26 protein-coding genes and 2 pseudogenes are annotated in these 25,411 nt (G+C 49.7%); 16 read left to right on the forward strand and 12 right to left on the reverse strand.

The genetic code is table 11. From position 1 onward, the window contains the following. The first annotated feature begins 53 nt into the window (after positions 1 to 53). The 3 genes from xylB (at position 54) to M3650_RS06945 (ending at position 2,671) form a co-directional block, all read left to right on the forward strand. A complete protein-coding gene (gene xylB, locus M3650_RS06935; RefSeq protein WP_251573505.1) occupies positions 54 to 1,550 on the forward strand; it encodes a xylulokinase in 1,497 nt (498 codons plus the stop codon). Between the two features lie 66 nt (positions 1,551 to 1,616). Further along, positions 1,617 to 1,769 carry a hypothetical protein gene (locus tag M3650_RS06940; protein ID WP_251573506.1) on the forward strand — a complete coding sequence of 51 codons (153 nt, stop codon included), beginning with the start codon at positions 1,617 to 1,619 and terminating at the stop codon, positions 1,767 to 1,769. A gap of 179 nt (positions 1,770 to 1,948) precedes the next feature. Then, the gene (locus M3650_RS06945; protein WP_251573507.1) at positions 1,949 to 2,671 is read left to right on the forward strand and encodes a L,D-transpeptidase family protein; all 723 of its coding nucleotides are present in this window, start codon (positions 1,949 to 1,951) and stop codon (positions 2,669 to 2,671) included. A 186-nt stretch (positions 2,672 to 2,857) separates the two neighbouring features. Here M3650_RS06945 and M3650_RS06950 read toward each other — a convergent pair whose 3' ends face one another. The 6 genes from M3650_RS06950 to M3650_RS06975 form a co-directional block, all read right to left on the reverse strand. Beyond that, positions 2,858 to 3,709: a polysaccharide deacetylase family protein gene (locus tag M3650_RS06950; RefSeq protein ID WP_251573508.1), complete on the reverse strand. Its 852-nt coding sequence runs from the start codon at positions 3,707 to 3,709 to the stop codon at positions 2,858 to 2,860. Between the two features lie 111 nt (positions 3,710 to 3,820). Continuing rightward, a complete protein-coding gene (locus M3650_RS06955; RefSeq protein WP_251573509.1) occupies positions 3,821 to 4,036 on the reverse strand; it encodes a Ni2+-binding GTPase in 216 nt (71 codons plus the stop codon). Positions 4,037 to 4,354: 318 nt separating this feature from the next. Beyond that, entirely contained in the window at positions 4,355 to 5,524 is a 1,170-nt protein-coding gene (locus M3650_RS06960; protein ID WP_251573510.1) for a hypothetical protein, read from the reverse strand. A gap of 24 nt (positions 5,525 to 5,548) precedes the next feature. Then, positions 5,549 to 6,379 carry a carbohydrate ABC transporter permease gene (locus M3650_RS06965; protein ID WP_251573511.1) on the reverse strand — a complete coding sequence of 277 codons (831 nt, stop codon included), beginning with the start codon at positions 6,377 to 6,379 and terminating at the stop codon, positions 5,549 to 5,551. A 9-nt stretch (positions 6,380 to 6,388) separates the two neighbouring features. After that, positions 6,389 to 7,336: a carbohydrate ABC transporter permease gene (locus M3650_RS06970; protein ID WP_251573512.1), complete on the reverse strand. Its 948-nt coding sequence runs from the start codon at positions 7,334 to 7,336 to the stop codon at positions 6,389 to 6,391. A gap of 215 nt (positions 7,337 to 7,551) precedes the next feature. Then, a complete protein-coding gene (locus M3650_RS06975) occupies positions 7,552 to 8,895 on the reverse strand; it encodes an ABC transporter substrate-binding protein (RefSeq protein ID WP_251573513.1) in 1,344 nt (447 codons plus the stop codon). A gap of 412 nt (positions 8,896 to 9,307) precedes the next feature. Between M3650_RS06975 and M3650_RS06980 the strand changes: the two genes are divergently transcribed. Both M3650_RS06980 and M3650_RS06985 read left to right on the forward strand, forming a co-directional pair. Further along, positions 9,308 to 10,609, forward strand: coding sequence for an MFS transporter (locus tag M3650_RS06980; protein ID WP_251573514.1), 1,302 nt, complete (start codon positions 9,308 to 9,310; stop codon positions 10,607 to 10,609). A gap of 151 nt (positions 10,610 to 10,760) precedes the next feature. After that, positions 10,761 to 11,013, forward strand: a pseudogene (locus tag M3650_RS06985) (SDR family NAD(P)-dependent oxidoreductase); the annotation flags it as partial. Between the two features lie 573 nt (positions 11,014 to 11,586). Here M3650_RS06985 and M3650_RS06990 read toward each other — a convergent pair. The 3 genes from M3650_RS06990 to M3650_RS07000 form a co-directional block, all read right to left on the reverse strand. Beyond that, positions 11,587 to 11,700: a pyridoxine 5'-phosphate oxidase C-terminal domain-containing protein gene (locus M3650_RS06990; protein WP_311295052.1), complete on the reverse strand. Its 114-nt coding sequence runs from the start codon at positions 11,698 to 11,700 to the stop codon at positions 11,587 to 11,589. After that, a complete protein-coding gene (locus M3650_RS06995; protein WP_251573515.1) occupies positions 11,697 to 11,885 on the reverse strand; it encodes a hypothetical protein in 189 nt (62 codons plus the stop codon). Before M3650_RS06995 ends, M3650_RS06990 begins: the two co-directional genes overlap by 4 nt. A gap of 365 nt (positions 11,886 to 12,250) precedes the next feature. Continuing rightward, positions 12,251 to 12,994, reverse strand: coding sequence for a YwaF family protein (locus M3650_RS07000; protein WP_251573516.1), 744 nt, complete (start codon positions 12,992 to 12,994; stop codon positions 12,251 to 12,253). A gap of 266 nt (positions 12,995 to 13,260) precedes the next feature. On the opposite strand from M3650_RS07000, the gene M3650_RS07005 reads away from it, so the two are divergent. From M3650_RS07005 to M3650_RS07015, 3 genes are read left to right on the forward strand one after another with little or no spacing between them, the layout of a single operon-like run. Further along, the gene (locus tag M3650_RS07005; RefSeq protein ID WP_019422986.1) at positions 13,261 to 13,581 is read left to right on the forward strand and encodes a PadR family transcriptional regulator; all 321 of its coding nucleotides are present in this window, start codon (positions 13,261 to 13,263) and stop codon (positions 13,579 to 13,581) included. Beyond that, positions 13,578 to 14,915, forward strand: a complete 1,338-nt coding sequence (locus tag M3650_RS07010; protein WP_251573517.1) for a DUF4097 family beta strand repeat-containing protein — start codon at positions 13,578 to 13,580, stop codon at positions 14,913 to 14,915. Before M3650_RS07005 ends, M3650_RS07010 begins: the two co-directional genes overlap by 4 nt. 21 nt (positions 14,916 to 14,936) lie before the next feature. Further along, positions 14,937 to 15,197, forward strand: coding sequence for a hypothetical protein (locus tag M3650_RS07015; RefSeq protein ID WP_251573518.1), 261 nt, complete (start codon positions 14,937 to 14,939; stop codon positions 15,195 to 15,197). A gap of 162 nt (positions 15,198 to 15,359) precedes the next feature. Here M3650_RS07015 and M3650_RS07020 read toward each other — a convergent pair whose 3' ends face one another. Continuing rightward, a complete protein-coding gene (locus M3650_RS07020; RefSeq protein WP_311295055.1) occupies positions 15,360 to 16,325 on the reverse strand; it encodes an Nramp family divalent metal transporter in 966 nt (321 codons plus the stop codon). A gap of 251 nt (positions 16,326 to 16,576) precedes the next feature. On the opposite strand from M3650_RS07020, the gene M3650_RS07025 reads away from it, so the two are divergent. The 5 genes from M3650_RS07025 to M3650_RS07040 all read left to right on the forward strand — a co-directional run bounded on the left by M3650_RS07025 (position 16,577) and on the right by M3650_RS07040 (position 20,375). Next, a complete protein-coding gene (locus tag M3650_RS07025) occupies positions 16,577 to 18,478 on the forward strand; it encodes a heavy metal translocating P-type ATPase (RefSeq protein ID WP_251573519.1) in 1,902 nt (633 codons plus the stop codon). A gap of 144 nt (positions 18,479 to 18,622) precedes the next feature. Beyond that, complete coding sequence (locus tag M3650_RS07030) at positions 18,623 to 19,270, forward strand: SGNH/GDSL hydrolase family protein (protein WP_251573520.1); 648 nt, start codon at positions 18,623 to 18,625, stop codon at positions 19,268 to 19,270. Positions 19,271 to 19,505: 235 nt separating this feature from the next. Beyond that, positions 19,506 to 19,643, forward strand: coding sequence for a hypothetical protein (locus M3650_RS07035; protein ID WP_251573521.1), 138 nt, complete (start codon positions 19,506 to 19,508; stop codon positions 19,641 to 19,643). Positions 19,644 to 19,666: 23 nt separating this feature from the next. Beyond that, positions 19,667 to 19,795 carry a hypothetical protein gene (locus M3650_RS32535; protein WP_369011097.1) on the forward strand — a complete coding sequence of 43 codons (129 nt, stop codon included), beginning with the start codon at positions 19,667 to 19,669 and terminating at the stop codon, positions 19,793 to 19,795. A gap of 37 nt (positions 19,796 to 19,832) precedes the next feature. Further along, a complete protein-coding gene (locus M3650_RS07040; protein WP_251573522.1) occupies positions 19,833 to 20,375 on the forward strand; it encodes a helix-turn-helix transcriptional regulator in 543 nt (180 codons plus the stop codon). Positions 20,376 to 20,384: 9 nt separating this feature from the next. Here M3650_RS07040 and M3650_RS07045 read toward each other — a convergent pair whose 3' ends face one another. Then, positions 20,385 to 20,612, reverse strand: coding sequence for a hypothetical protein (locus M3650_RS07045; protein WP_251573523.1), 228 nt, complete (start codon positions 20,610 to 20,612; stop codon positions 20,385 to 20,387). A 33-nt stretch (positions 20,613 to 20,645) separates the two neighbouring features. On the opposite strand from M3650_RS07045, the gene M3650_RS07050 reads away from it, so the two are divergent. From M3650_RS07050 to M3650_RS07060, 3 genes are all read left to right on the forward strand, one after another. Further along, positions 20,646 to 22,151 (forward strand): potassium/proton antiporter, encoded by a 1,506-nt coding sequence (locus M3650_RS07050; protein WP_251573524.1) that lies wholly within the window; start codon positions 20,646 to 20,648, stop codon positions 22,149 to 22,151. A gap of 350 nt (positions 22,152 to 22,501) precedes the next feature. Continuing rightward, the gene (locus tag M3650_RS07055; RefSeq protein WP_019422994.1) at positions 22,502 to 22,792 is read left to right on the forward strand and encodes a hypothetical protein; all 291 of its coding nucleotides are present in this window, start codon (positions 22,502 to 22,504) and stop codon (positions 22,790 to 22,792) included. A gap of 124 nt (positions 22,793 to 22,916) precedes the next feature. Further along, entirely contained in the window at positions 22,917 to 25,037 is a 2,121-nt protein-coding gene (locus M3650_RS07060; RefSeq protein ID WP_251573525.1) for a methyl-accepting chemotaxis protein, read from the forward strand. Between the two features lie 137 nt (positions 25,038 to 25,174). Here M3650_RS07060 and M3650_RS07065 read toward each other — a convergent pair. Continuing rightward, positions 25,175 to 25,339, reverse strand: a pseudogene (locus tag M3650_RS07065) (nucleoside transporter C-terminal domain-containing protein); the annotation flags it as partial. Positions 25,340 to 25,411: the final 72 nt, after the last annotated feature.

A 25,411-nucleotide genomic window follows, 5' to 3' on the forward strand; every position in this document is an offset into this window, starting at 1 on the left:
CGGGAATCACGGATGTGGAATTCGCGATCGATAGCTGGAAAGGAGAGACCGAGATGAAATACGTCATTGGGATCGACCTAGGGACAAGCGCTGTCAAGGCAATTCTCGTGAATATGAAGGGAACCGTCATAGCGGAAGCTGCGGAAGCGTATCCTCTCATTCACGAGAAAGCGGGCTACAGCGAGCAGAAGCCGGAGGATTGGACTGACGGAACGGTAGCCGCTATTGCGCGATTGGTCAATGAAGCGGGCGTCGCGGCCGCAGATATAGACGGGATCAGCTTCTCCGGGCAGATGCATGGCCTCGTTCTGCTCGGCGAAGACGGCGAGCCGCTGCGTCATGCCATCTTATGGAATGACACCCGCACGACCGAGCAATGCCGCCGCATTACGGAAGAGCTTGGACCGCAACTGCTTCGGATTGCGAAGAATCAAGCGCTGGAAGGATTCACGCTGCCGAAGTTGCTCTGGGTACAGCAGAATGAGCCGGAGCTATTCGCCCGCGCAGCGGCATTCATGCTGCCGAAGGATTATGTCCGCTACCGATTGACGGGACATATGGCGACGGATTATTCCGATGCGGCCGGCACGCTGCTCCTAGATGTGATGGAGAAGCAATGGAGCACCGCAATTGCGGATGCCTTCGGCCTGCCGCTGTCGCTGTTCCCGCCGCTCTTGGAGTCGTCTGACTGTGTCGGGACGCTGCTGCCGGAGATGGCGGGAAAGACCGGCTTGTCCCCGCAGACGAAGGTATACGCAGGAGGCGCGGACAACGCTTGCGGCGCAATTGGAGCGGGGATATTGCATCCCGGCACAGCCATGTGCAGCATCGGAACGTCCGGTGTTGTGCTCGCCTATGAAGAGAATCGCTGTGCAGATTATGAAGGCAAGGTTCACTTCTTCAATCACGGCCTCACGAATGCTTATTATGTGATGGGCGTGACGCTTGCAGCCGGATACAGCTTGCAATGGTTCAAGGAGACGTTCGGGCACGGCCTGTCCTTCGACGAGCTGCTGAATGGAATCGAAGACATTCCCGCCGGTTCGGGAGGTCTACTGTTCACTCCGTATTTGGTAGGCGAACGGACACCGCATGCGGATGCAGTTATTCGCGGAAGCTTCATCGGCATGGACGGATCGCACACGTTGCAGCATTTTGCCCGCGCCGTGCTGGAAGGCATTACGTTCTCCTTGAAGGAATCGCTTGATATCTTGCGCGCATCCGGCAAAGAAATATCCGCCGTCATTTCCATCGGTGGTGGAGCGCGAAATGAGACATGGCTGCAAATGCAGGCCGACATCTTCGGCACGGAGATGGTGAAGCTGAAGAGCGAGCAAGGTCCAGCGATGGGAGCGGCCATGCTGGCGGCTTATGGAGCGGGTTGGTTCCCAACACTGGAGGTCTGTGCGGATGCATTCCTGATGGCGTCCGAACGCTGGAAGCCGGATCCGAACCGAAATGAAATGTATGAGCAGTTATTTGATGTATACCGCCAGGTGTATGCGAACACTCAAACGTTGAATGAGGGACTGCTCCCGTTCCGAAGATAGATGCTTGCCGTAATTATGAGAATGCGTACCAATTAGATAATTCGGCTGCAACCGCCGTCCGATGCCATGCCCCGGCTAGGCGGATTGGCTGCAGCTGCTGTATTCACATTTCGTTACAGAATAGAACGTCAAGAAGCCAATCGGATGCCGGTTGGCTTCTTGGTGATCGTGAAGGAAGTGCAAGTGCTATATGGTCGAATTCATGGAGTATGCGTGTAACGAGTTATGCATCGATACGATGAATACATTATATTGACCGCATTGAGATGATTCAACGATGACAGATAGTTTAGTTTCGGGTCAGCCTGCGGAGAGTGTTGGGATGGATAAACTAGAGGGATTTAATCCATATTATTAGTGGATAGTACAGATTATGAACACTATAGGAAGAATTGAAGATGTTAAACAACGATACAGTAAAATGTATATCTGCTTATAGCAGAATGTGCCCGATTATTCATACCGCCGTTTTGTTCCTGCTTTTGATTATGCTACTGCTGCCGTCCAAGGCTCAAGCCGAACCGCTGCCGATTATGTCGGAGCAAGAGGCGGTTCATCTCGTCGTCGATCCTTCTAAGCACGTGCTGACTCTCTTCGTTCACGGCAGACCAGTTAAGAAATATCGGGTAGCGCTCGGAAATCCTGCTACTCCATCGCCGGTTGGACAATATGAGGTCGTATTTAAAGGGAAACATTGGGGACCGGGCTTCGGCACGAGATGGATTGGGCTGAATGTGCCGTGGGGGATTTATGGCATTCATGGGACGAACCGTCCCGATTCTATCGGCTATAACCGAAGTCACGGCTGTGTGCGCATGCGGAACAAGGATGTGGAAGAGCTATTTGAGCGAGTCCCCATCGGAACGAAAGTAACAATGCTGGGGCATGTGCTGGGGGGACTGTATCGGGATCCGCGGAGACTGGCCGAAGGCGACGCAGGCGGGGATGTGCTGCTCATACAGAATCGGCTGCAAGCGGCCGGGTTGTATGAAGGAGAATGTCACGGGAGATTTCGCGGGGCAACGACGACCGCATTGAAGCGATATCAACAGATGCAGGGGTTTCCAGTAGACGGTGTAGTCTCTAAAGAGATTTATCAATCCTTGGGGCTGTGGGAATGATGATTGCCATTACATGATGATTGAACTAAGCAATCCCTTGCTCGCTAGCAAGGGATTCGTTATTTCCCACTAAGGAATGTTTAAGAACGGTGGAGCGTTAAAGCGAAACCGAAATATCGTTTATGGCGATAAAACCAACCTTTAATCGCGGCCGCTCATCTTCAAAAGGCCTCGCTAGAGGTTGTCTCACTGACGGTAAGCGGGCTTGCTCAGTAATTCGGGGAGCGTCACCATTTTAATACCCTGCTGGTTCAATTGCTCAATGATGAGCGGCAGCGCCATGACGGTGCCGGATAGATCTCCGCCTTCTCCGCCAGCAGCATGCTGCAGCACAATAGCACCGGATGTAAGATGGCTCATAACGTTTGCTTCTATTTGTTCTGGAGTCAACCCTTTCCAATCGAGCGAGTCGACATTCCAATTCACGATGAGCATGTCTTGGCTGGCAAGCCATTTGATCTGTTCCTCGCTTATATTGCCATAGGGGGGGCGGATGTAACGCATCTGCTGCCCGGTAATCCCGCGGACGATATCTTCGGTTCGAGTCACCTGGTGACGAAAGCTTTCGTCAGACAATTTGGGCAAGTTGGCGTGATCGTAAGAGTGATTTCCTATTACATGTCCTTCGTTTACTATACGCTGAACGATTTCTGGATATTTTTCTGCCCGGTTGCCTACGACGAAAAAGGTAGCTTTTACGCCGTATTGGTTCAGCACATCCAGCACCTGGGGAGTGAAATGATTGTCAGGCACGTCATCGAACGTCAAACTGATGCACTTCCGATCGGAAGGTCCTTGCAGCAGAAAATGCGAACGGTATTTCTTGCGCAGCTCCGCTAAGGACAGGGGCTTGGGCTCGCGTACTTGGCTTTCCTGCCCGCCGGCGAGCTGCGGGGTTTCCTTAGCTGCCATTTTGATTTGCCTTTGTTGAATCGTGTAGCCTTCTTGCGAATGTTTGGCTGCAGGTGATTTACCGGATGGAGTGCATCCAGCGGCCAATACCGCAAACAGAACCAATAACATGATTCTCGTGATCATTGTGTCCCTCCGCACATTCTGTTTTCATCGAGTAGACAGATATGGCTTTATGTTTTGAAGGGGACACGGTATTTATCCAATCGTATGAACAAAAGTTGGATGAAGGGCAAACTATTCGTATAGTGCGTCCTTCAGCTTGGTGGACATGCCAGCGCGTGACTTGCCCTTACCGGCAGCGTGCAGCGATTTGCGCAATCGCTCGTTGTCTTTCATTAACTGCTCCATCTCCGCCAACAATTCCGCAACAAGCGTGGAGGCCGCTTCATCTGCTGTAGGGAGAATCTCTGCTTTTCGGCGTATGTATTCGTTCAGTTTTGCTTCGTTCATAGGACAAGACTCCTGTTCGTATATACAATCAATAATTTGTCTCACCTCTTTATTATAAGGGAAAATAAAGAAGCCGTCATATACGACGGCTTCTAGCTGTTGAGAAACCTTGTTAAGGTTGAAAACGAAGCAATTACGGGTGGAGAGTATCCGCTGGGGAGACCTGGAGATCGACTTTGAATCCGAGTCATTCCCACACAATCTCTTCCCAACAACTTGGATTTAACAGCGACGGAAGCCAATACTCCCATCATGATTGTTTCCTTTTTACTTTATTTTGGACGATGAGGTTTAACGATGGTGCTGTTAGTTGAGGTTCTACTGCATCCACTTTGCTTGCACAACGTTCATATCAAGCACATGCATTGTATCCATGGCATAGCTTCCAGAGGTGACGAATTTCTCTGAACCGGATTCATATAAAATGTATAGCGAATCATCGATAACAGCCAGTTCCTCTGCCATCGGCGGTCCATCCAGCTTGCCCGCCAATGCTTTACCGTCGAGGAACCAGACCGGCACGGAAGCTTCTCCGAGCTTCACCTCTGTGTGCGGGGCCTCCTCACGCGGATCGGAATAGAACAGGACGGTGCTCTCGGCATTGCGCCCGAACGAATCACTTAATATCCAATGGCCTTTCCACAGACTCATGCCTTGAATGCGATTCGGAATGGATAGGATCGCCTCAGGAACCGAAGATTCGGCTCCAGCAGCTAGCTCCGGCGGCAGGCCGGTCTGGGCATCGATCGCATATCCTTCCATCCAAGCGCGGTATTCCTCGCCGTCGCGGTTCTGTAAGTAATGGGACTTATCCGTCGGATATTCGGTACCGTGGGCGAATTCTCCGACCCATAGCAATCCGTCTTCATATGCAACGTTCGAAGCGCGGACGCCCGCTTTCAGACTGCCCTCGAACACGACCCTTCCGCCGTCCTCCGCCTTGTTGAGCGCTTCGATCGACACATAGCGCGCTTCGCCGCCTGAGGCGATCCACACATAACCCGGTGTGACGGCCGTGCCGCCTGCATGTCCGGTATAAGGCTTATTATTCCCTTCATACAGTTCGAACGATTTCACCAATGCGCCGCTCTTGGCATCCAGAAGCGCAAGTACGCTGACTCCACCCTTCTCTCGATATCCCGACATAACGAGCCAGCCTTCGTCAGGCGCGTAGGCGAGCCCTTGCGGAATGACCTGCTCATGCAGACCGGGAATAATCGGACCAAGTGTTGCCAGCTCCAGTATCGGCTGGAACTCTTTTTTATCAATGCGCATCTTCTTCTCGACTTCTTGCTGCGTCAGCTTTCCATTCCGCTCGGTTGCCTGTGCCGTCTTGATCAGCGGAGCGGCTGCTGTCCCAGTGGAAGATGACGCAGGCTCCTTGGTTCCGCCGGAGCCGTTGCCGCATGCGGTTGTCCAGAGCATAAGGCCAAGCAGGAGCAGCCCGCGCGCGCTTTGTTTCCATCGTGCTTTATTTGATGTACACATGCCATCGCCTCCTATATTTTTCATTTATTTAAATGTCGAATTGGCTAATGCGGCCACAATATGCTTCTGGGCGAATGAAAATACGATGACAATCGGCAAGATGACCATGACGCTCGCGGCACTCAGCATATGGAAGGTCAATGCCTCATCGCCTGCGACGGAGTCGCGCATCATTGCCACGGCGACGGTCAGCACGCGCATATTGTCGGAGTTCGTCATAATGAGCGGCCAGAAGTAAGAGTTCCAGCTGCTGATGAACGTCAGTACGATCAGCGTCGCAATTGTCGGCATCGCCATCGGAACAAGGATGCGGTACAATTGGTGAAATCGTCCTGCGCCGTCCACGCGCGCAGCCTCCAGCACATCGTTATTCAATGATTTGAACGACTGCCGCAGCAAAAAGATACCGTAGGCAGACGCCCCGTGAGGGACAATGAGCGCCAAATATGTATTCAACCAACCGAGCTTTGACATCATCACATAGACCGGTACGAACGTGACTTGCTCCGGCACAATAAGCGCGGCGAGCACAAGAAGGAACCATTTGTCGCGGCCCCGGAAGCTCCCCTTGGCGAATGCGAATGCTGCCCAGATGGCGACGTTGATTTGCAAGAACATAATGCCGAACGTCTGTATCGTCGTATTCAGAAAATAGCGCCCGAACGGCGAAGCTTGAAACGCCTCAACATAGTTCTGCCAGCGGAACGACTCCGGCCAGAAGGAGGGAATCGCCAGACGCAGCTCGTACGGAGTCTTAAGTGAGGTGACGACAAGCCAATAGGTTGGAAAAAACATCAGTATCGTAATCAAGATGGCTGCTGCCAACCGGATGGAAGATGAGATGGATTTGGACATCCGCTAAGCCTACCCTTCGTAATGAACTCGTTTTTTGGAAATCCACAGTTGAATGACGGTCAACGTAATAATAATGATGAAGAAGATGACGACAAGCGCCGATGCACGACCGGTGCGGAAGTCGGAGAATGCCATTTGATAAATCCAGAACACCATCGCCTTCGTCGCGTTGAGCGGTCCGCCGTTCGTCATAATATCGATCGATTGGAACACCTGCATCGAGCCGATAAAGTTCGTAATGATGAGGAACAACGTCATAGGAGACAGCAGCGGCAGCGTAATAAGCCGGAATTGGCTCCAGCGCGTGGCGCCGTCAATGCTGGAAGCCTCGTAATATTCCATCGGAATGCTGCGGAGCCCAGCGATAAAGAGCAGCATCGCGAAGCCGACGCCCTTCCATAGTGAAACGGTAATGAGCGCAGAGAGCGCGGTATTCGGATTCGTCATCCAGGCAACGGGATCGAACCCGGCAAGATGCAGAATGTAATTCGCCAAGCCGTATTCCGCGTTGAAGATCCATAAAAAAATCATGGCGGCGACAACCATCGAGATGTAATACGGCATGAAGACGACGGCGCGCAGGAAGTTGAATATTTTCGACGTGGAATTGAACAACAGCGCCAGTCCAAGACCGATGACAATCGTGAAGAACACATCGAATACGGTATATTTGAACGTGACGGTCAATACTTTCCAGAACTCTTCGCTTGATAACAGCTTCGTGTAATTCTCCATGCCGACAAACTTCTTAATCGGACGTGTCATGTTCCAGTTCGTCATGCTAATGTATATCGAATAGATAAGCGGGTAATAAGTAAACACAAGCAAGAACAGCAGCGCCGGCAGCGCGAAGCTGAAATCTTTCCACCTCTCGAAGAAGCTGTACCAGGACCAAGGCCGTTTGGTAGATAGCTGGGCAATCTGTACAGCATGAGGTTGTTCGGAATGTGCATTCATTTCGATATTCGCCCTCTCCTTAGATCGGAATCAACTAAATAATAGAAAGGCCAAGCCAAAGCCGCACGCCCTGTGTCCATATTTGGGAGGGATACAGCCTTGCTTGACCGCAGATAATGGTGAACTTTTGAACACGAAGCATATCTGGAAGCTGATTCGACATCGAATCTTGCATTCACCTTCTCGGTGTTGAAAAGTTCATTATTTGAACACGCTTAATTGCTTTCTTCCAACACTTTGTTGATTTCTGCTGCCGCTTCCTTCATCAATTGAGCCGGGTCCCCGTGTTCGAGCACCATTTTTCCGACCGCTTCAATATAGAAGTCGCTGAACTCCGGATACAACGGATGCTGGATACGAGGCTGAACGTTATCGAAATTCTCAAGCACCACTTTGTATTGCGGCCAGCGTTCTTGATAAGCTTTGCCTTCCTCGGTATCGACGACTGACTTATGTGTTGGCAAATAGCCGACTTTTTCCGCCCATTTAATGTTGTACTCTTTGCTCGTCATGAACTGAATGAACTTCCACGCCGCTTCTTTTTGATTGTCTTTGGCACCGCTCATCATGACGATACCAGCTCCGCCGATATTGGAAATGCGTGTTTTGTCGCCAGGGAGGAAGGAGACACCGACTTCAAAGTCTGCATTTTCCACATACGTTTTAATCATGGCGGAAGTGTGTTCGATTATGGCGATTTTACTTTCCAGGAACATTTGGCGCATCGTGCCAGACGCTCCTTTGCCGTATCCGATATGCATGGCGCCTTCATCCACCCAACGATTGAAATTCTGAATGTAGCGCAGGCTTTCTGGCGAATCGATGCTGGCTTGCGTCATATCGGCGTTCAAGACGGAGCCGCCGCCGTTGATCATCCATGGGTCATAATACCAGTTGTCCCATCCTGGAACGGAAAGAGCATAACGATCGGTTTTTCCATCTTTTTTCACAGTAACCTTCTTGTTGAACGCTTCGACTTCGTCCCACGTTTGCGGCGGCGTGACGCCGAGCTTGTCGAGCATCGTCTTGTTGTAAACCATGACGCTCATGCTCACGATAAGCGGAAATCCGAATTGGCGGTCTTCGTAAGCATAGGCTTTCGCCATGCCTTCGGAGAAGCTGGACATGTCAACCTGATCACGCTCGATATAAGAAGTAAGGTCTTCAAAAATTCCGTCATGCGCAAACATTGGCAAGGAAGAGACCTCAACGTTCGTTACCGCAGGAACATCGTTCGCTGCGACTGCAGCCAGCAGCTTCTTGTGCAGATCGCCATAGCCGCCTTGATAGACAGGTTCAACCGTAATGTAAGGATATTTCTTATGAAATTCTTCAATCATGTACGTCAAGCCCTCTTCTTGGGCTTCCGCATGAGAATGCCAGTATTGGATTTTGACGGGTGTCTTGTCTTCTTCCTTTGCTGCCGGAGCGGCAGCTTCCCCTTGGCCTTTGGCCGCATCGCTTGTGCTTTCCGAGGCGGAGCCGGTAGAGCATCCGACGACAGCGAGGAACAGCATGGAAATAACAGTTAGCATCGTAAACCAACGTTTTTCTTTCATAGATACATTTACACTCCTCATGAATGGGTTCCTAATGTAGGGTAAAGAGTTAGCTAACGATAAATTGGATTCTTTAGTAAAATCATCGGAACTGTGCACATGTCCCATTGTAAAACGTGATTTTTAACATAGCGTTAAGCTAGTAATAAGGAATTGTAAATAGTGCCATTAATTTTGCAGGGCTATTATAGAAATGCCTACTTCATCCTATGGGTATGCGCTTTCAAAAATAACTCGAATATTTGCAACATTTTAATAAACTATGAAAACGAAACCGCCTAAACTTTTCGTGTGCTAAAATAGGGAATATTCTTAATTCTGACACGAAAGGGACTATGAACAGCATGATGCGCATACGTAAACAAGATAAGAGCATGGGATTTCTTCTGAGCCTCGGTACGGAGGCAGGCAGATGACTTCCATGGAATACTTGAATCATAGTTTCTATCGCAAGAGGCAGCTCCGCTATATGTATGTCTACATGTTTATGCTTTTTACGCCGGCGGCGGTCTTTTCTTCTTTTTTTCCGTTATATTACAAAGATATCGGTTATAGCGACGCCATGTACGGATTGCAAAACGCGGTGCTTCCCATCGTTGGCATGATCGGCAATTATTTAATTGGCTATTTGAGCGACAAGTTCGCGGCCATGAAGCCTCTCTTGTTGGCCCTCTTGCTTGCGTTGATTGGAGTATTGTTTTTCGTCTTTCATACCTCGGAGCCGTGGACGGTGATGGGACTCATTTTTGTTTTTCAATTTCTGTGGGTTCCAGCCACGTCGCTGACCGACAGCATGGCGATGCTTGCGGCGAGACGGCTGGGAGATTCCTATGCGGTCATTCGCGGCTGCGGCGCGGCAGGGTTTGCCGTATCGGCGGTTCTTATCGGATGGCTGCTGGAACGGCTGCCGGGACATGCATCGATGGGATGGATCGTGATGGTTCTGGTCGGTTTGACCGGCTGCGCGCTGCTGCCGCTGCGGGATCCGAGACGGGACGATACGCCGCGGAATGCAGCCGAAGCGCTTGCGGCAGAGGTTAGTGAAGAGAGTGCGGGCGGATTGTCGACTCGGAAAAAGCCACAGGAAAAAGTGAACATGAAAGAGTTCTGGAGCTACGTTTTCACGCGGCGCTTCGTATTATTCATGGTCGTGCTCATCATTTATAATATGACGCTCATCTTCAACGACCAATATTTTAGCTTCATGATCCGGGATATGAATGGAAGCTCGCTTGACATCGGACTCGGGTGGATGCTGCCAGCGGCGACGGAAGTGTTTGTCTTTTTATACTTGGGCCGTTCTGGCCGGCAGTTCCGGCCGCTCTTCATGCTGGCGTTGTCCGCGGTCATTATGGCTGCACGCGCTCTCGTCATCTACACAACCGACGTCTTGCCGCTCATCTTGTTTATGCAGGCGGTTCAAGGAGTAGGCATTGCCCTGTACTTCATTTATTTGGCGGAATATATGATGGATCTTATTCCAGACCGCTTCCGCGCAAGCGGCCAAGCGGTTATGTCGGTCATTATAAGCATCGGGGCGACGATGACGGGAAGCCTTATCGGGGCTTTTATATATAATCAACTGGGAACAAAGGCTCTGTATTTAGGCATGGGGCTGCTCCTGCTCGTATCCGCCGCCGGATTTATTGCCGCGGAACGTCTGGAAGGGCGGCATGGCACCGTTTGCCCAGAGACAGATACCCACTCTGCATGAGGCGAGCGCTCATCACATGCAGAAGGTTCATTCCGTTATATTCAAATCTGATATCAAAGCCGTTCTCATCGTCGTGCTGCGACTGGAAACGGCTTTTGTGGATTTTGTGTACCTTGTGATATAACTAAACATGAATTCCAAACAAGGAGATGAGGGCATTCGTGATTTATATGCGACATTGGACCCTTCGGAAACGTACAGGCGATAATCGGTTTGATATTCTTGTGAATAACGCTGGAATCGGGCAAATTCTAACCGTTGAAGAGGCAATGGAAGAATCTTTTGACGAGGTCATGGACATTAATGTCAAAGCTGTGGCAGATATTGCCGCCTTTCTTGCCTCATCGGACAGCCGTTGGGTAACCGGGCAATTGATCGATGCAAGTGGCGGATCTCATCTGTAAATGAACGGGTACGTTAGTTGAATGAGTTCTACCAGACCGGACTCCTTTGTGAAATGAAGAGTCCGGTTTTTTTATGTTAGAACCTGGCATAAGGGCCTCTCTTGATTTCAATCCGGTTCTGTACGTTTTGAATCTCTTGTTTCGCTTTTTGCAACGTTCTCTCCCCGATGAACGGCAAAAAACACTTGATGTCGATGAAAATGTCGTATTGCAGAGTCCTCAATTCGAAACAAGCTTGGCTTAATATCATTTTGGAACCAGTCAACATGAATTAGGGCTTGAATACAACGCCTTGTCGTTGGAATTAGCGCTCGCACTAAAGAATATGCAGCGTGTCGGAATGGTTGACGTTACGTTTCAAGAATACGATACGCATGCTTCAGCAGAGAAAAAGAAACGATTCGCAAATATCCTTTCGAAAGAGGTGAAATCGGATGAAAAAAGCATCGATCATCATGTCCATGGCTCTTCTCTTATTCGGTTCTATAGGGGCATCTTCGGGAATGGGGGTGGATGGCTCCTCGGCTCTCTTTAGGTGATAAAAGAAAATGTAAATACTTTCAAGCAGCAGCCTCACGGCCAGAGCAAGGAATGTCTCCACTGCCCGTCGTCGCATAAGTGATATTGAATACGAACGTGTTTACGATGAACATCCCCCTGCCAAAATTCCGCTTCACGCACATTCACGGCATACAGCGTCCAGTTGGGCTCGACAATTTCCAGATCAAGTGTGATCCGCTCTCTCTGATTGGAAAGCGATTGTTCCAGCTCTCGGAGCCGGAAGCAAAGTAAAATGCCTCGCCAGCCACGCCCTTCAATATCAATACACGCGCGTCTGGATAACCATCGGCATCCACAGCAGAAAGCGTCATCGCATGAGGCTCCTTCACTTCATTCTCAATCGCTAAATTCAGCCATTATAGGAACAGCACCCCAGGACTTTCCGGCAGTCGTGTCACATCAAAGGGCGGAAAAGGCCCAGACAACGATTTTAAGCTTCTTAATAGTTCATTTGGATTGTTCATCTGCACCATACCTCCTTGTCCTTCTCAATATATCTATTAATAACTCAAAATAGCTCGATATCCCCCCGTACCGAAAGATCAACGTGACTCTGGGCGTGTTTGTCAGAAAAATGCATGTATCCCGGTCAGTATATAGTGAGGCTGCTGCTGACTCCCGCTCGTGATTGTATAGATCTGCGGTTGCCAGTCCGTCGGTATGTGAAGCACTGCGATTAATCATAGCCCGTCTCCTGAGGCCGCGCTTGCCGAACTCGCGCAGAGATGGCAAATGGCAGGTACATGAGCAAGAATATCAGGCATGCGGCAACCTCCAGTGACACTAAGTACCATGGGTACGGTCCAAGCACGTCCAGAAGCGAGGCCGTCTCAGGCTTGCGGGCGAGGAACATGTAATTGCCGCCGGTCATTGCGTTCACGGTGCCGACTGCAACAAGGAGCAGATTGAGAAAGCCCATGGCGGCGAATACAGATTTGAGGGTAGGACGGTGTCCTTCCACCCAGAGCATGTACAGCACAGCCAAAATAATGGCGATATGCGCCGCAAAAAATTCAATGAACCGGAAATGAGGATAGTCATAATCAAGCGCTGGGGTGAGCAAGGCCTGCAAGGCTCCGCCAATTCCAACGAAGTATATGATCTGGAACAAGCGCCGGCTTTTCCAGATGAGCATGGCAACTGACAGATATAACGATATGGTGCACAGTTCAAGCGGCAGCGTATCCTTCACGTCGTATTGCCCATGCCAGATGTACCACACATTCAACGACAGCTCGGACAGCACGAGTACTGTCACCAGACTGAAGCGGACGATGTTCCCCGCTCGTTTCTCCCGCAGACTGTTCCGGAACGTATATAGACATAAGATAGAGCAGGCGAACAGGGCCAGGACGAAGAGATGAGTAGGAGAATAGGCAGTGAACAGGGCCGAAGCTTGTATATCGAATAGTCGAACCATGGGGAAATCCTCCATATAAAAACTGGATTTATTATACCACACCGAGGAAAATCGTCACAATTTAATTTTGATGACAGAAGGGGGCGCTTTGCAATTAAACCTAGAATTTAGGCACTTAGTATTGATGTACTTAGAAATTATGTAAATGGATTTGAGCTTAGAAAGGTACCTTGTATTGTACAGTAGTGTGTGTTACTATGTAGAACAACAAGCCATGGAACTATTGACCAGATAAGTTGAAATAGATGTGAAAGGAGGCGAAACGGTTGAACGTTCAATTCAAGAAAGGGGCCTTGGAGCTATGTGTGCTTGTGCTGACCTATGAACAAGACCGCTACGGCTACGAACTCGTTCATCGCATTTCAGAGAAGTTCCTCGTGGCAGAAGGCACGATGTATCCTCTGTTGCGCAGACTGACGCAGGAAGGTTATTTTTCGACGTATTTGAAAGAGTCGCCGGAAGGGCCGTCCCGAAAATATTACAAGCTGACCGAGACGGGCGAGACTTACATGCGCGAGATGATGGCAGAATGGAGCCGCTTCTCGGAAGGCGTGGATGAAATTATTATGGAGGTCATGAAAGCATGAGCATGCAGAGACTGGAATTTTTAGTGAAGCTGGAACGGTTGTTGGATGGAATCCCGGATTCCGAACGCAAGGAAATAATGTCAGATTTCGAAACGCATTTCGAAGAGGCGCGTGAAATGGGCAAAACGGATGACGAAATCGTGCGCTCGCTTGGGAACGTTCAGTCGATTGCAGACGAGATCATCGAGCAGTATCGCCCACATGCGGCTCCATCGGGCGGTTCCGGTGAAGAAAAGCCCGAATCTGGTGAGCGGAAAGAACCATTTCAAGCGGGCGGTTTGAACTTCGATTTGCCGAACTTTGGGCACAGCTCAGCAGAGCGGGATCAAGCATACGGGCATGTGGGAGCGGCGATTCATGCGGCGAACATCATGACCGACATGGCGGACGTTTTTACCGAATCGTATGACGGCGATACCTTTGCTTACCGATTCGATAGTTCCGACCCGGAGCAATATGAGGTGATAGAGGAAATTAGCCACGATACCTACAACATTAAGGTCATGCTGCGCAGAACCGGAGCGAAGCGATTCTTTTCGTTCATCTCATCGGCCGGCGCCGATCTGCATGTCCGTGTGCCGCAATCGTTCCGCGGCAGCATGCGGCTTCATTCCAACTCGGGTGATGTGAAGCTGCGGTATTTGCAGAACGAACAGCTGCATATCCAAGTGAATTCCGGCGACGCAAGCATCGAGAACAGCTCGATCGGACTGCTGCGTATAGACGCTAAGTCAGGGGATGTGGAGATGGAGAATTGCCGCTTCGGTGTACTGGAGGCCGAGGCGCTATCGGGAGATTTAGCGGTGGAGAACGTGGCGGCGCAACGGGCTCACCTCAAGTCCACATCTGGAGATATGGAGTTGGAAGATGTTGAAGCGGGAGAACTCGTGATGGAACTGCTGTCTGGAGACTTGAACGTACGGGATGGACGTGGCGTGAATTGGAGCTGCAGCACTGCCTCCGGTGACGTGAAGCTGGTACGTATCGCGGCTGATGTGGAAGCGGCTTCGGCTTCGGGCGATGTGGCCGTGCAGGACATCTGCGGCACGCTGCGAGTGGACGTGAAGAGCGGGGACATCCGCTGTGCCATAGGTCCCGATACCGGCGCATGTTACGTCGACAACGTCGCCGGCAGCATTGATGCCCGCCTTGCGTCCTCCATTCGTCAAATGCAGTTGGAAGCGTCTGCCCTGTTAGGAGAGTTGTCGCTCAACGTGCCTCTGCTGCAACGGCGAAAAGGATCGGATGGCTTTTTCGAAGGCGGCATCGGAGAAGGCGGTCCGCTCGTCAGATTATCCACGAAGGTCGGAGACGTCAACGTAAAAATGGATTAAGAAGAATGAGGAGTGAAGTACGTGCAGCATGATTATTATTCCGTCGAGAAGCTTATTGAGATGGAGCAAGGACAGGTAGAACGTCAGTCGCGTCACATGCGGATGCTGGGACAGACGAAATGGCTCCCAGCCGAAACGGGGTTGAACGATTTGCGTGACAAGGCGCTTTTCGTGCTGCGGGAAATGCTTGATTCCGATCAGGAAGAGATTCGGCTCCGTGCGGCTGAAATCATCATGCGGCTCCAGCCGGGCAAGAAGCGCATCTTCCGTCTCGGTTCATGATACAGGCAAAGGCTGCCCCTAATCTGATATGCTCCCCTTACGGTAGACAGGTGAAATAATAAAACCTGTGTAGGGGGAGCATATCAAATCGCGGTTCGATTGGGAAGCAGCCTTTTATGTTTTAATAGGAGTTCAAAAAAGGAACTTTTTGAACAACCTCCTCTACATCAATGTTCTTACAAGCAAATAGAGATTCAAGCCTGCAATAATGATGCCGGCTATCCAAGCGAGACTGTTCATCCAGAGTGGGGATACGAAAGCTCCCATCTTTTTCTTATCGCTCGTGAACCGGATGAGCGGAAAGACCGCAAACGATAATTGCAGCGATAGAATAACTTGACTCAATATGAGCAGTTCTGCCGTTCCTTGTTCTCCGTAAATGGCGATGACGATGACCGTAGGCACGATGGCGATAAGACGCGTAATGAGGCGGCGCACCCAAGGCTTTAATCGAATTTGCAGAAAGCCTTCCATGACGATTTGCCCAGCGAGCGTTCCAGTCAAGGTCGAGCTCTGGTCGGAAGCGAGCAGCGCTACAGCGAATAACACGCTTGCCATGCCCGTACCGAGCAGCGGCGTCAGCATTTGATACGCATCCTGTATTTCCGCAATCTCGGTATGTCCACTCGAATAAAATGTAGCGGCCGACAGAATCAAAATAGCGGCATTGACGAACATGGCCATCATCAACGCAATCGTTGAATCGAGCGTTGCGAACCGAATCGCCGATTTCTTGCCCTCGTAAGACTCTTCATAGTTCCGTGTCTGTACGATCGATGAGTGTAAATACAAATTGTGGGGCATGACGGTCGCCCCGAGAATACCGAGCGCAATGTATAGCATTGCCTGATTTTTCACAATCTCGGCACTAGGAATGAATCTGTGCAGCACTTCTTGAACGTCGGGTCTGGACAAAATAAGCTCGGTGCCGAAGCACATCATAATCGTAGCAATCAGAACAACGATGATAACTTCAACATATCGAAATCCTTTGTTCTGCAGCAGCATCACGATCAGAATATCCAATGATGTAATAATGACCCCGATAATTAGGGGAAGTCCGAACAACAGCTGCAGCGCGATCGCCGAACCGATAATCTCCGCCAGATATGTTATACCTATATAAATATTATATCTTCAACTAGCAGTTTTGCATCAGGAGAACAATGTTTCCTTGAGGGGAAATAAATCTTTTATTCACATTTTCCTAGTTCTAGATTATAATAAGTATAGAAAAGTTGCCTCTATTCAAAAAAAATGACTGCGGTGAAAATTAATCTCATTCTCAATGCATGCTGTTCCCTTCACGGGAACAGCATGTCGCATTTTTAGGGGATTAACAACGATAGTCATTATCAACGAAGGAGGATATTACAGTTATGATGAATCGAACAACAATCCAATTGTGGTGTGAAAAATATGGTGAGGCTCTCGCGGCTGCAGGCACCTTAATCTTTATTTTATTGGCTTTAGTTACCGGAACGGTGTCGGAAATATGGTCTGTCTCTTTCTACCTGCTAGCTTATGTTAGCGGAGGTTGGTTAAAGTTAAAGGACGGGATTGTGACGCTGGTCCGAGACAAGGATTTGGATGTCAACCTGCTAATGATCGCGGCTGCGGTTGGGGCGGCCAGCATCGGGTATTGGTCTGAAGGCGCCGTGCTGATTTTTATCTTCGCGCTGAGCGGTGCGTTGGAGACATTCACAATGAATCGAAGCTCCCGCGATATATCCGCGCTGATGGAACTGAAGCCAGAGCATGCGAACGTGCTGCGGAACGGTGAAGAAGTGAACGTTCCAGTGGAAGAACTGCAAATTGGCGATCTGATATTAGTTAGACCAGGAGAACGTCTTCCGGCTGACGGGATGATAATGGAAGGAAGTTCGGCTGTAAATCAAGCCTCCATTACAGGGGAGAGTCTCCCTGTCGATAAAGTTCGGGGTGATGAGGTGTTCGCGGGTACGGTGAACGGCCAAGGGGTGTTATATGTGGAAGTGACGCAGAGCAGCGATTCCACCCTTTTTTCCAAAATCATTCGCCTCGTTCAGGAAGCGCAAAGCGAAATGCCGAAATCGCAGCGGTTCATCGAGAAGTTCGAACGCATCTATGCCAAAGTCATTATATTGGCAACGCTCGCGCTCGTTTTCGTCCCGTTCTTGCTATTCGGAGAAGTGTGGGAGGACGTGTTCTACCGTGCCATGGTATTTCTCGTCGTCGCATCGCCGTGCGCCCTAGTCGCTTCGATTATGCCGGCGACACTGTCGGCCATTTCGAATAGCGCCCGCAAAGGCATGCTGTTTAAAGGCGGGGCGCATTTGGATCATATCTCGCGCATTAAAGTGATTGCCTTTGATAAGACTGGCACGTTAACAAAGGGAGAACTGTCAGTCACAGATGTTGTTCCGTATGCCGGTCTGTGTGAGCACGAGCTGCTTCAGGCGACGGCTGCGCTTGAAACGTTATCGACGCATCCCATTGCTAAGGCGATCGTGCAGAAGGCCGAAGCGTGCCGAAGCGAACATGACTTCGATGACGCGTGGATGCGCCCGACCGACTATCAAGCATTGACAGGGCTGGGCATCGAGGCGCGCATGGGTGACATGCGCTGGCGCGTCGGCAAACCGAAATTTATTATGCGGGCGGATGAAGAGAATGATGTGCACGGCGTGGTGCGCAGCCTGCAGCAGCAAGGCAAGACGGTCATCGTCGTTCAACGAGAAGAAGAGATAGCCGGTATTATCGCACTGCAAGATCGCATCCGTCCGCAAGCGAAAGAAATGGTGCAACAGTTGAAGCGGATCGGCATCCAAGTGGCAATGCTGACTGGTGATCAGGAGCAGACGGCTGCGGCTATTGCGAAGGAAGCCGATATCGAATTGGTATTCGCCGAGCTGATGCCGGAGGATAAATTAGATATCGTGAAGAAGCTGAAGGCTCAATACGGCGAAGTCGCTATGATAGGGGACGGCGTGAATGACGCCCCCGCACTAGCAGCCGCCTCCGTTGGCATTGCCATGGGGGCAACCGGCAGCGATGCAGCTCTGGAAACGGCGGACATGGTGCTGATGAATGATGATCTGGATAATATTAAGCACGCTATTTTACTTGGAAGAAGAACGCAGACGATTGTTAAGCAAAATATCATTTTCGCTTCTGTAGTCATCTCGGCATTAATTATTACGAATTTCGTGTTCGGCGTTCCGCTTCCGCTTGGAGTAGTCGGTCATGAAGGAAGCACTATATTAGTTATATTGAACGGACTCCGGCTCCTCAAGTCCTGAATACTTTTTCCTAAATTACAGGCTTCCGGATGAACAAGCAGGAAAATGCTGGCCTCATATCGTATCTATATATTGAACAAATGCTCCTCGTTAACTGGTATAATGAGGAGAGTTATTCCATAACCTTGTAGGGGGGTTCATTCCTTGACATTGCAACAAGGCGATAAAGTTGTCATTATTGGCGATTCAATTACCGATTGTGAGCGGGCGAGACCGGTTGGAGAAGGATTATTCGGCGCCCTTGGCAAAGGATACGTCTCTGTATTCGATGCGCTGCTCCAGACGGAGCATCCTGAGCTTGGCATCAGAGTCGTTAATATGGGGCTTAGCGGCAATACGGTTATGGATGTGGAAGCTAGGTGGAACACCGATGTCATTCAACAACACCCGGATGGGGTAATCCTTTGCATAGGAATTAATGATGTGTGGCGCCAGTTCGACATGCCGCATGTGGAGGAATCCCACGTGTATGCGGACACCTACGAAGCTGCATTGGATCGTCTGGTGAAGCGGACGAAGCCTCAGGTGAGATGGATGGCGCTCATGACACCGTACTATATCGAACCAAATCAGGAAGACGAGATGCGCCGTATGATGGATGAGTATGGTGGTATCGTCAGGAGAACGGCCGAGAAGCACGGTACGTTGTTTGTTGACACACAGGCGGTATTTGACCGCTTGCTGCTCAATATGTACCCAGCCGCCTTAGCGTGGGATCGTGTCCATCCGAATATGATAGGACATATGGCTATCGCAAAATCGCTCATTAACGCATTGCCCGTGTCATCCTAATCGTTAATACTTCATCATTCTGCGTCCCGGTATAGGATTTCTTTTGAATAGTCACAGTTAACAGCCGACAACCGGGACTTTTCCCCGATAAGAGGACGGCTCGAATATGTCCTCATTTCCGTAATGAACCAAACCAAATGCAAGCTATACACCGCGCGATAAATATATTGTAACCGCTTACTTTGCTTGGCATGCCCATATTCCACATATCGATCATGAATAGGAGGAATGAATGATGTCTGTCGTACAAAGTGGTCGGGTTATGAAAAATATGTGGGTGAATCGGGATATGGCTGAACTTGTGGCTAGCGGGGTTGTATTTTTCCATTCTCAATTCGAGTTCCCGGAGCCCTTCAAATTTGGTATGTCGTAAGAGGCTGCTTTACTCACAGTTATATGGGCCGGCAATATAAAATGCAAGCGGGCAGCATATGCATCGTGCCGCCGTATGCCGTGCATCGAGTCGAGTGGATGCCGCAGGGAAAGACCGAGATCATCGGCTGTGAATTCCTTCCTATATATTAATGATCGCTTTAATCAACCAATGCTGCAGGAGGACTGCTTGGATTATCGATATTTGCAGCCACTCTTGGCTGAAGGCAAGCAGTTGATGCATGTGAGGCTCATTGGCGAAGATGATCTCCAAGTACGTCACATCCTCGATGAAATGCTGAAGGAATTTCGGATGAAGACGCCGCATTATGGTCTCGTCATGAAGGCCAATCTGCTGAAGCTGCTCGTCATTATTAGCCGCATTCGCAAGGCGGAGCGAGAGGAGGGAGACGCTGCTCTCACGATACATAAGGAAGCGGATCGTCTCAACCGTTGCCGCGATGCGGTGCTGGCTTCAATTGACTTCGTGCAGAAGCATTATCGCGAAGAGATTCGTCTTGATCAAATATGCCGACACGCCTCTTTGTCCAAAACCTATTTTTGTGATTTGCGTCTCCAACATGCCACGGAGCAGCTCCTCAAGCCCGACGTTACCATCGCTGAGGCCTGCCGGGCGGTGGGATTCCGTGATCTGACCCACTTTTCGCGCATGTTCAAAAAGTGTATAGGAGTTTCGCCTTCTCATTTTCGGAAAATAAGCCGACAATTGTGAACATTGATCTTAACCCTTCTTTTTTCCGTCATGAAGCGAAAGAGCCGTAGACACTTCTACGTTTTCGGCTTTTTTTGATTTGTCTAAATTGGTTACGATATAATGGATAGGCATATGCGCCTGGTATAAGTTTACTTGGCTTCCATAACCCAATGCCCCCTGCCTCATTCCTTTATTGAATTGCAAAGCATCATGAAGGATCAACGCCGCATTGTTGCGCGTTATCTCAACACTCATCTAAGAATTATCATATGAAAGGGTGATGCCGTCTTGTGGACGACTGACGGATTGTTATTTCTCTTCGGGGGCTTATTGTTAGCCGGGGTGATCAGTGCCAAATTCTCGAACCGATTCAATGTGCCGTCCCTTGTTTTTTTCATTATAGTCGGTATGGCCTTGAATCCGTTTATTTTTTACGATAATGCCAAGTTGACGCAGCTATTCGGGATTTTGGCTCTGATCATTATTTTATTTGATGGCGGGATGCAGACGAATTGGAGGCACATTCGCCCGGTTATTGGATCCTCCGTCGTCTTGGCAACGTTAGGGGTTGTCATTACGGCCGTTGTGTTTGGCGTAGGCGCCGTCTATATTTTGAATATTGATTGGCGGGAAGGGCTGCTGATCGGCGCCATCGTCGGCTCTACTGACGCCGCGGCCGTCTTCGCCGTGCTGGGGACTCAGAATGTAAAGCAGAAGCTGACGTCTACCTTGGAGGCAGAATCGGGAACGAACGATCCAATGGCGGTATTTCTCACGATCTCATTCATTGAACTTATTCAAGTACCGGACATGTCACTGTGGAACATGCTGCTCTCCTTCCTATGGCAAATGGGCTTAGGCCTAGGTCTTGGCTTGTTGGCGGGGTGGACCGCCATCCAAATCTTGAACCGCATCTCGCTTGATACATCCGGGCTCTATCCGGTATTGTCCATCGGCTGCGCCATCTTTACATACAGCGGCGTCGGTTTGCTGCATGGCAGTGGATTTCTAGCCGTTTACGTGATGGCATTAGTGCTCGGGAACGCCGATTTGCAATACCGGTTCACCATCGTCCGTTTCAATGAAGGCTTTGCCTGGATGATGCAGATTATGATGTTTATTCTTCTTGGATTGCTTGTGTTCCCACATCAGTTGGTGGAAGTAGCCTGGCAGGGGATCGTGCTTTCTATCATCTTGATGTTTGTCGCGAGGCCGATCGGCGTGTTCATCAGCTTGATTATTAGCAAATTCTCACTGAAGGAGAAGACGCTGATTGCTTGGGCGGGGTTGAAAGGAGCGGTGCCTATCGTCATGGCCACCTATCCGATGATTGCCGGGCTAGAGCATGGACAATTGTTCTTCAACGTTGTATTCTTTGTCGTCCTGACGTCCGCGCTCATTCAAGGAGCAACGATATCACCTCTGGCCAAACGGTTGGGATTATCGGGGGATGCTCCGGGCGAAGCGGTGCATGCGCTTGAACTGGTGTCTGTCGGAAAGACGAATATGGATATGGTGAAGAAGACGATTGAGCCAGGTGCAAGCGTTGAGAATCGCCCTCTGCATGAATTGAAGCTGCCGGACGACACCTTGATCACCGCAGTTATTCGCGGAGAAGAGATGATTGCGCCGAAAGGGACGACGAAGCTGCAAGCCGGCGATGTGGCTTACGTGCTCGTATCGAAGAAACAGCGGGACGAAATTCGCAAGCTGTTTACGGAGAAGGAAGAAGTGCGTTGCGAGGCGTCTGATAACGAGCTTGAGGCAGAAGCGAACAATAATGAAGTGAAATAAATGATTCGAATGTTTGCATCATGCTGTGATCGATTTCCTTTAATTCAGCTATCTAATCAGGCACTATGAAATAGATAGGGTGTATGCGTTTTTAACCGCAACGCCAGACGGAAGATACGCTGATTGTATTTGTATCCCCCCCACCATCGCATGAGGCGTAGTTCCTATTTTGTCGACAAACGCACCTGTATAATAGCAGGTGTGTTTGTTCGTTATGAACATTTTTTCAGCATAGATGCAAAAAAATGAGGAAAATGTTGCATAAGCTATTGTGAAATAGGTCCATTTGACCGATATTATAATAGTGTATTGCAAAAGTAGCACAGCAAAGAAAGGTGAAGTTCATAACGATGAATTACGAGAAATTAAATGAAGCGTTCAAGCATTTGGGGTACCACCCGAACCGGTATATTCACGTTGTGGATGTAACCAGTCAGACCGTCGACTTTGATTACAGTGACAAAGAGCGGGTGGATCAGCTGGTTATTGGCGCGGAGGAGCCGATGACCGTCGAGGAGCTGCGTCATGCCGCCAGAGATAAGCTAGTCGGGGAACATCCCGATTTTCAATTTTACCGCGAGGTGAATGTAACGAAGCTTGATGTTGTGCACGCATTCGATCTGGGAGAAGAGTGCTCATAGCCGCGCTCACGATCTGGGAGCAGGTTATACATATGTAATGCCTGGCACCTTATCCTCTCATGAGAGGCTTCATGGGATAGGGTGCTTTAACTTACACAGCAGAGAATGATTCAGAGATAAGGAGATGAATCGGTTGAAGGGGAATCAGGGGAAACAACGCAAGAAGCAATGGAGTTGGAAAACGCTTACGTCTAAGGTTGTCCAAAATCCGTCTCGTTCGGTCGGCGCGAAGCTGTTCCTTTTGTTTGTCGTCAGTATTATCGTGTTCGTATTTGGCGTAGGTATGTTTTCCTATATGGTGTCGAAAGATGCGATTGAGAAGCGCGTTACGAATTCAAGCTACCAGACGATGGTGCAGGCTACACAGAAGATTGATATGCAGCTTACCCAATTTAACAATATGACGATGCAAATTATGTTCGATCCGAACCTTACCTCATCGTTGAAGACGATGCGTGGATTGAAGGTAGGAACCTACGACATGATTCAGATGACGGATGTGGTTCAGAAAACGCTTCAGACCTATAGCGTAGGCAATTCGCTTATCGAGAACGTGTACCTCATTCCGATTAACTCAGATCGTACACCATTATCAGCTATGGGCGTACGACAAGGCATCCAGGATATTAAGAAGAACGCTTGGTTCGAAGAGGCCAAGAACAGCAACGGACAATCCATCTGGGTAGGCACGATGCCGAAGGGTGTCGATAATTCGCCTGAGTCTACGTTCGGTATTGCAAGACCGATGCGTGATTTGAATTCCGGCGAAGCGGAATATATCATTTTCTTGGAAATTAAGTTGAGAGCGATTAGTGATTCCTTGGAAGATATCGATATCGGTGATGGTTCAACGATTCAACTCTTGAATCAGCAAGGGAAATATATGTTTGCCCAAGACGCGAAGGCATTGACGACTGCCGCGCCGGATTGGCTGCAGCCTAAGGCAGAAGAAGGCAAAAAGTCGTTAAGCGGGGGAACGACGGTCCGTTCAGATGACAGTGGTGACATGCTGCTCGTGTACGATCAGATGAAATCGAACAAGTGGGTTCTCGTAGGAGCAGTGCCTGTTGAGGAATTGGTGAAGGACGCGAAAAGTATCCTGACCTTGACCTTCATATCGATGGCTGCTGCAGCGTTGCTCGCTGCTGTTATCGGCTGGCTCGTCATTAAATGGGTGGCAGCACCGCTGGTGAAGCTGCGTAACTTGATGAATGAGGGGGCGGAGGGGAATCTCTCTGTGCGGGCAACGTCGAAGAGCAAAGATGAAATCGGTCAATTGGCGCAAGGCTTTAATATTATGATGGAGCAGATTACGATGCTCGTGCAGAGTACGGATGCGAGCGCGCGCGCCGTGCTGGAAACGGCAACGTCTTTGTCCGAAGCGTCACGAACGACAGCCATTTCCGCGAAGGAAATCGCCGTTGCGACGGAGGAGATTGCGAAGGGAGCCACTTCCTTGGCCGTAGAAGCCGAGCGAGGACATGATCTGACGCATAATATGGCTTCGCAAATGAAGATGGTTGTTGGAGCGAACGAGCAAATGGATGCTTCTGCGCAAGCGGTGGCGGATTCAAGTGAATTGGGTGCGTCGAATATGACCTCTTTGATGGAGCGGACTACGTCGACCGGAGAAATGATGCGCTCTTTGGCTAATAAGGTCAACACGCTGAGTGAAAGCACGCAATCGATACGTAAAATATTGGAAGTGCTTCATAACATGACGAAGCAGACGAATATTTTGTCTCTGAACGCTACGATCGAAGCCGCACGTGCAGGAACGGCAGGCAAAGGATTTATGGTCGTGGCCGATGAAATCCGCAGTCTCGCGGAACAATCACGTCAGTCCATCGATGTCGTCGGTCAAATTACCGAGCGTATCCAGCTGGAAATTACCGAGACAGTCCAAGCATTGTCTGAAGCGATTCCGATGTTCCAGAAGCAGGCGGAAGCTGTAAACGAGACGGATGTCATCTTTGGAACCGTTCAGAATCAAATGGGCGGTATGATTCAAGAGCTCAGCCACGTTACCGGTTCGATTGAACGGTTGAATGAAGCGCAATCCACGCTTGTTGAAGCGATGAGCAATGTGAGCGCGGTTGCGGAAGAAGCATCTGCTACCTCTGAAGAGGTGGCATCGTTAAGCACGGAGCAGCTGAATATTTCCAATCGGTTGGTCGAACTGTCCCAACAGTTGGAAGACGTGTCCGTAAGCTTGAAAGACAAGCTGTCGCAATTTAAATACTAGGCAACAATTAGCCGGATTCAATGCCCGTATTCCTGATGTGAGGAGTACGGGCATTTTGTTTTAGCGCAAGATTCGATGCCGAGTCTGCTTCTAGGTTAACTTCGTGATTAAAAGCCGACTTTTTGATCAACCTTTCTTCAATAGAACATACCGGCGATAGCTGCGCTTAGCAAGTTGGCGATCGTTCCGCCAAGTACGGAGCGAAGCCCTAAGCTCATAATATACTTTCGCTTGTTTGGAGCCATAGAGGCCAGACCACTAATTTAAATGGCAATGGAACCGAGGTTTGCGAACCCTAGGATGGGGATAAGATATTTCGGTTGGAGGCGTCCGCAAGTCGAGACAACGGGATATTGCACATACCATTAAAATAT

Source organism: Paenibacillus sp. MER TA 81-3, from assembly GCF_023713585.1.
Taxonomy (GTDB): Bacteria; Bacillota; Bacilli; order Paenibacillales; family Paenibacillaceae; genus Paenibacillus_B; species Paenibacillus_B profundus.

What these genes read in the sequence shown, in the direction of transcription:
- M3650_RS07025 (WP_251573519.1), top strand. Translation starts at nt 16,577, where the DNA reads ATGATGAATCGAACAACAATCCAATTGTGGTGTGAAAAATATGGTGAG.
- M3650_RS07060 (WP_251573525.1), top strand. Translation starts at nt 22,917, where the DNA reads ATGAATCGGTTGAAGGGGAATCAGGGGAAACAACGCAAGAAGCAATGG.
- M3650_RS07010 (WP_251573517.1), top strand. Translation starts at nt 13,578, where the DNA reads ATGAGCATGCAGAGACTGGAATTTTTAGTGAAGCTGGAACGGTTGTTG.
- M3650_RS06980 (WP_251573514.1), top strand. Translation starts at nt 9,308, where the DNA reads ATGACTTCCATGGAATACTTGAATCATAGTTTCTATCGCAAGAGGCAG.
- M3650_RS06945 (WP_251573507.1), top strand. Translation starts at nt 1,949, where the DNA reads ATGTTAAACAACGATACAGTAAAATGTATATCTGCTTATAGCAGAATG.
- M3650_RS07000 (WP_251573516.1), bottom strand. Translation starts at nt 12,994, where the DNA reads ATGGTTCGACTATTCGATATACAAGCTTCGGCCCTGTTCACTGCCTAT.
- M3650_RS06965 (WP_251573511.1), bottom strand. Translation starts at nt 6,379, where the DNA reads ATGTCCAAATCCATCTCATCTTCCATCCGGTTGGCAGCAGCCATCTTG.
- M3650_RS06960 (WP_251573510.1), bottom strand. Translation starts at nt 5,524, where the DNA reads ATGTGTACATCAAATAAAGCACGATGGAAACAAAGCGCGCGCGGGCTG.
- xylB (WP_251573505.1), top strand. Translation starts at nt 54, where the DNA reads ATGAAATACGTCATTGGGATCGACCTAGGGACAAGCGCTGTCAAGGCA.
- M3650_RS06970 (WP_251573512.1), bottom strand. Translation starts at nt 7,336, where the DNA reads ATGAATGCACATTCCGAACAACCTCATGCTGTACAGATTGCCCAGCTA.
- M3650_RS06940 (WP_251573506.1), top strand. Translation starts at nt 1,617, where the DNA reads ATGCCCCGGCTAGGCGGATTGGCTGCAGCTGCTGTATTCACATTTCGT.
- M3650_RS06975 (WP_251573513.1), bottom strand. Translation starts at nt 8,895, where the DNA reads ATGAAAGAAAAACGTTGGTTTACGATGCTAACTGTTATTTCCATGCTG.
- M3650_RS07045 (WP_251573523.1), bottom strand. Translation starts at nt 20,612, where the DNA reads ATGAGTGTTGAGATAACGCGCAACAATGCGGCGTTGATCCTTCATGAT.
- M3650_RS32535 (WP_369011097.1), top strand. Translation starts at nt 19,667, where the DNA reads ATGGGCCGGCAATATAAAATGCAAGCGGGCAGCATATGCATCGTGCCG.
- M3650_RS06995 (WP_251573515.1), bottom strand. Translation starts at nt 11,885, where the DNA reads ATGACGCTTTCTGCTGTGGATGCCGATGGTTATCCAGACGCGCGTGTA.
- M3650_RS06955 (WP_251573509.1), bottom strand. Translation starts at nt 4,036, where the DNA reads ATGAACGAAGCAAAACTGAACGAATACATACGCCGAAAAGCAGAGATT.
- M3650_RS06950 (WP_251573508.1), bottom strand. Translation starts at nt 3,709, where the DNA reads ATGATCACGAGAATCATGTTATTGGTTCTGTTTGCGGTATTGGCCGCT.
- M3650_RS07035 (WP_251573521.1), top strand. Translation starts at nt 19,506, where the DNA reads ATGTCTGTCGTACAAAGTGGTCGGGTTATGAAAAATATGTGGGTGAAT.
- M3650_RS07055 (WP_019422994.1), top strand. Translation starts at nt 22,502, where the DNA reads ATGAATTACGAGAAATTAAATGAAGCGTTCAAGCATTTGGGGTACCAC.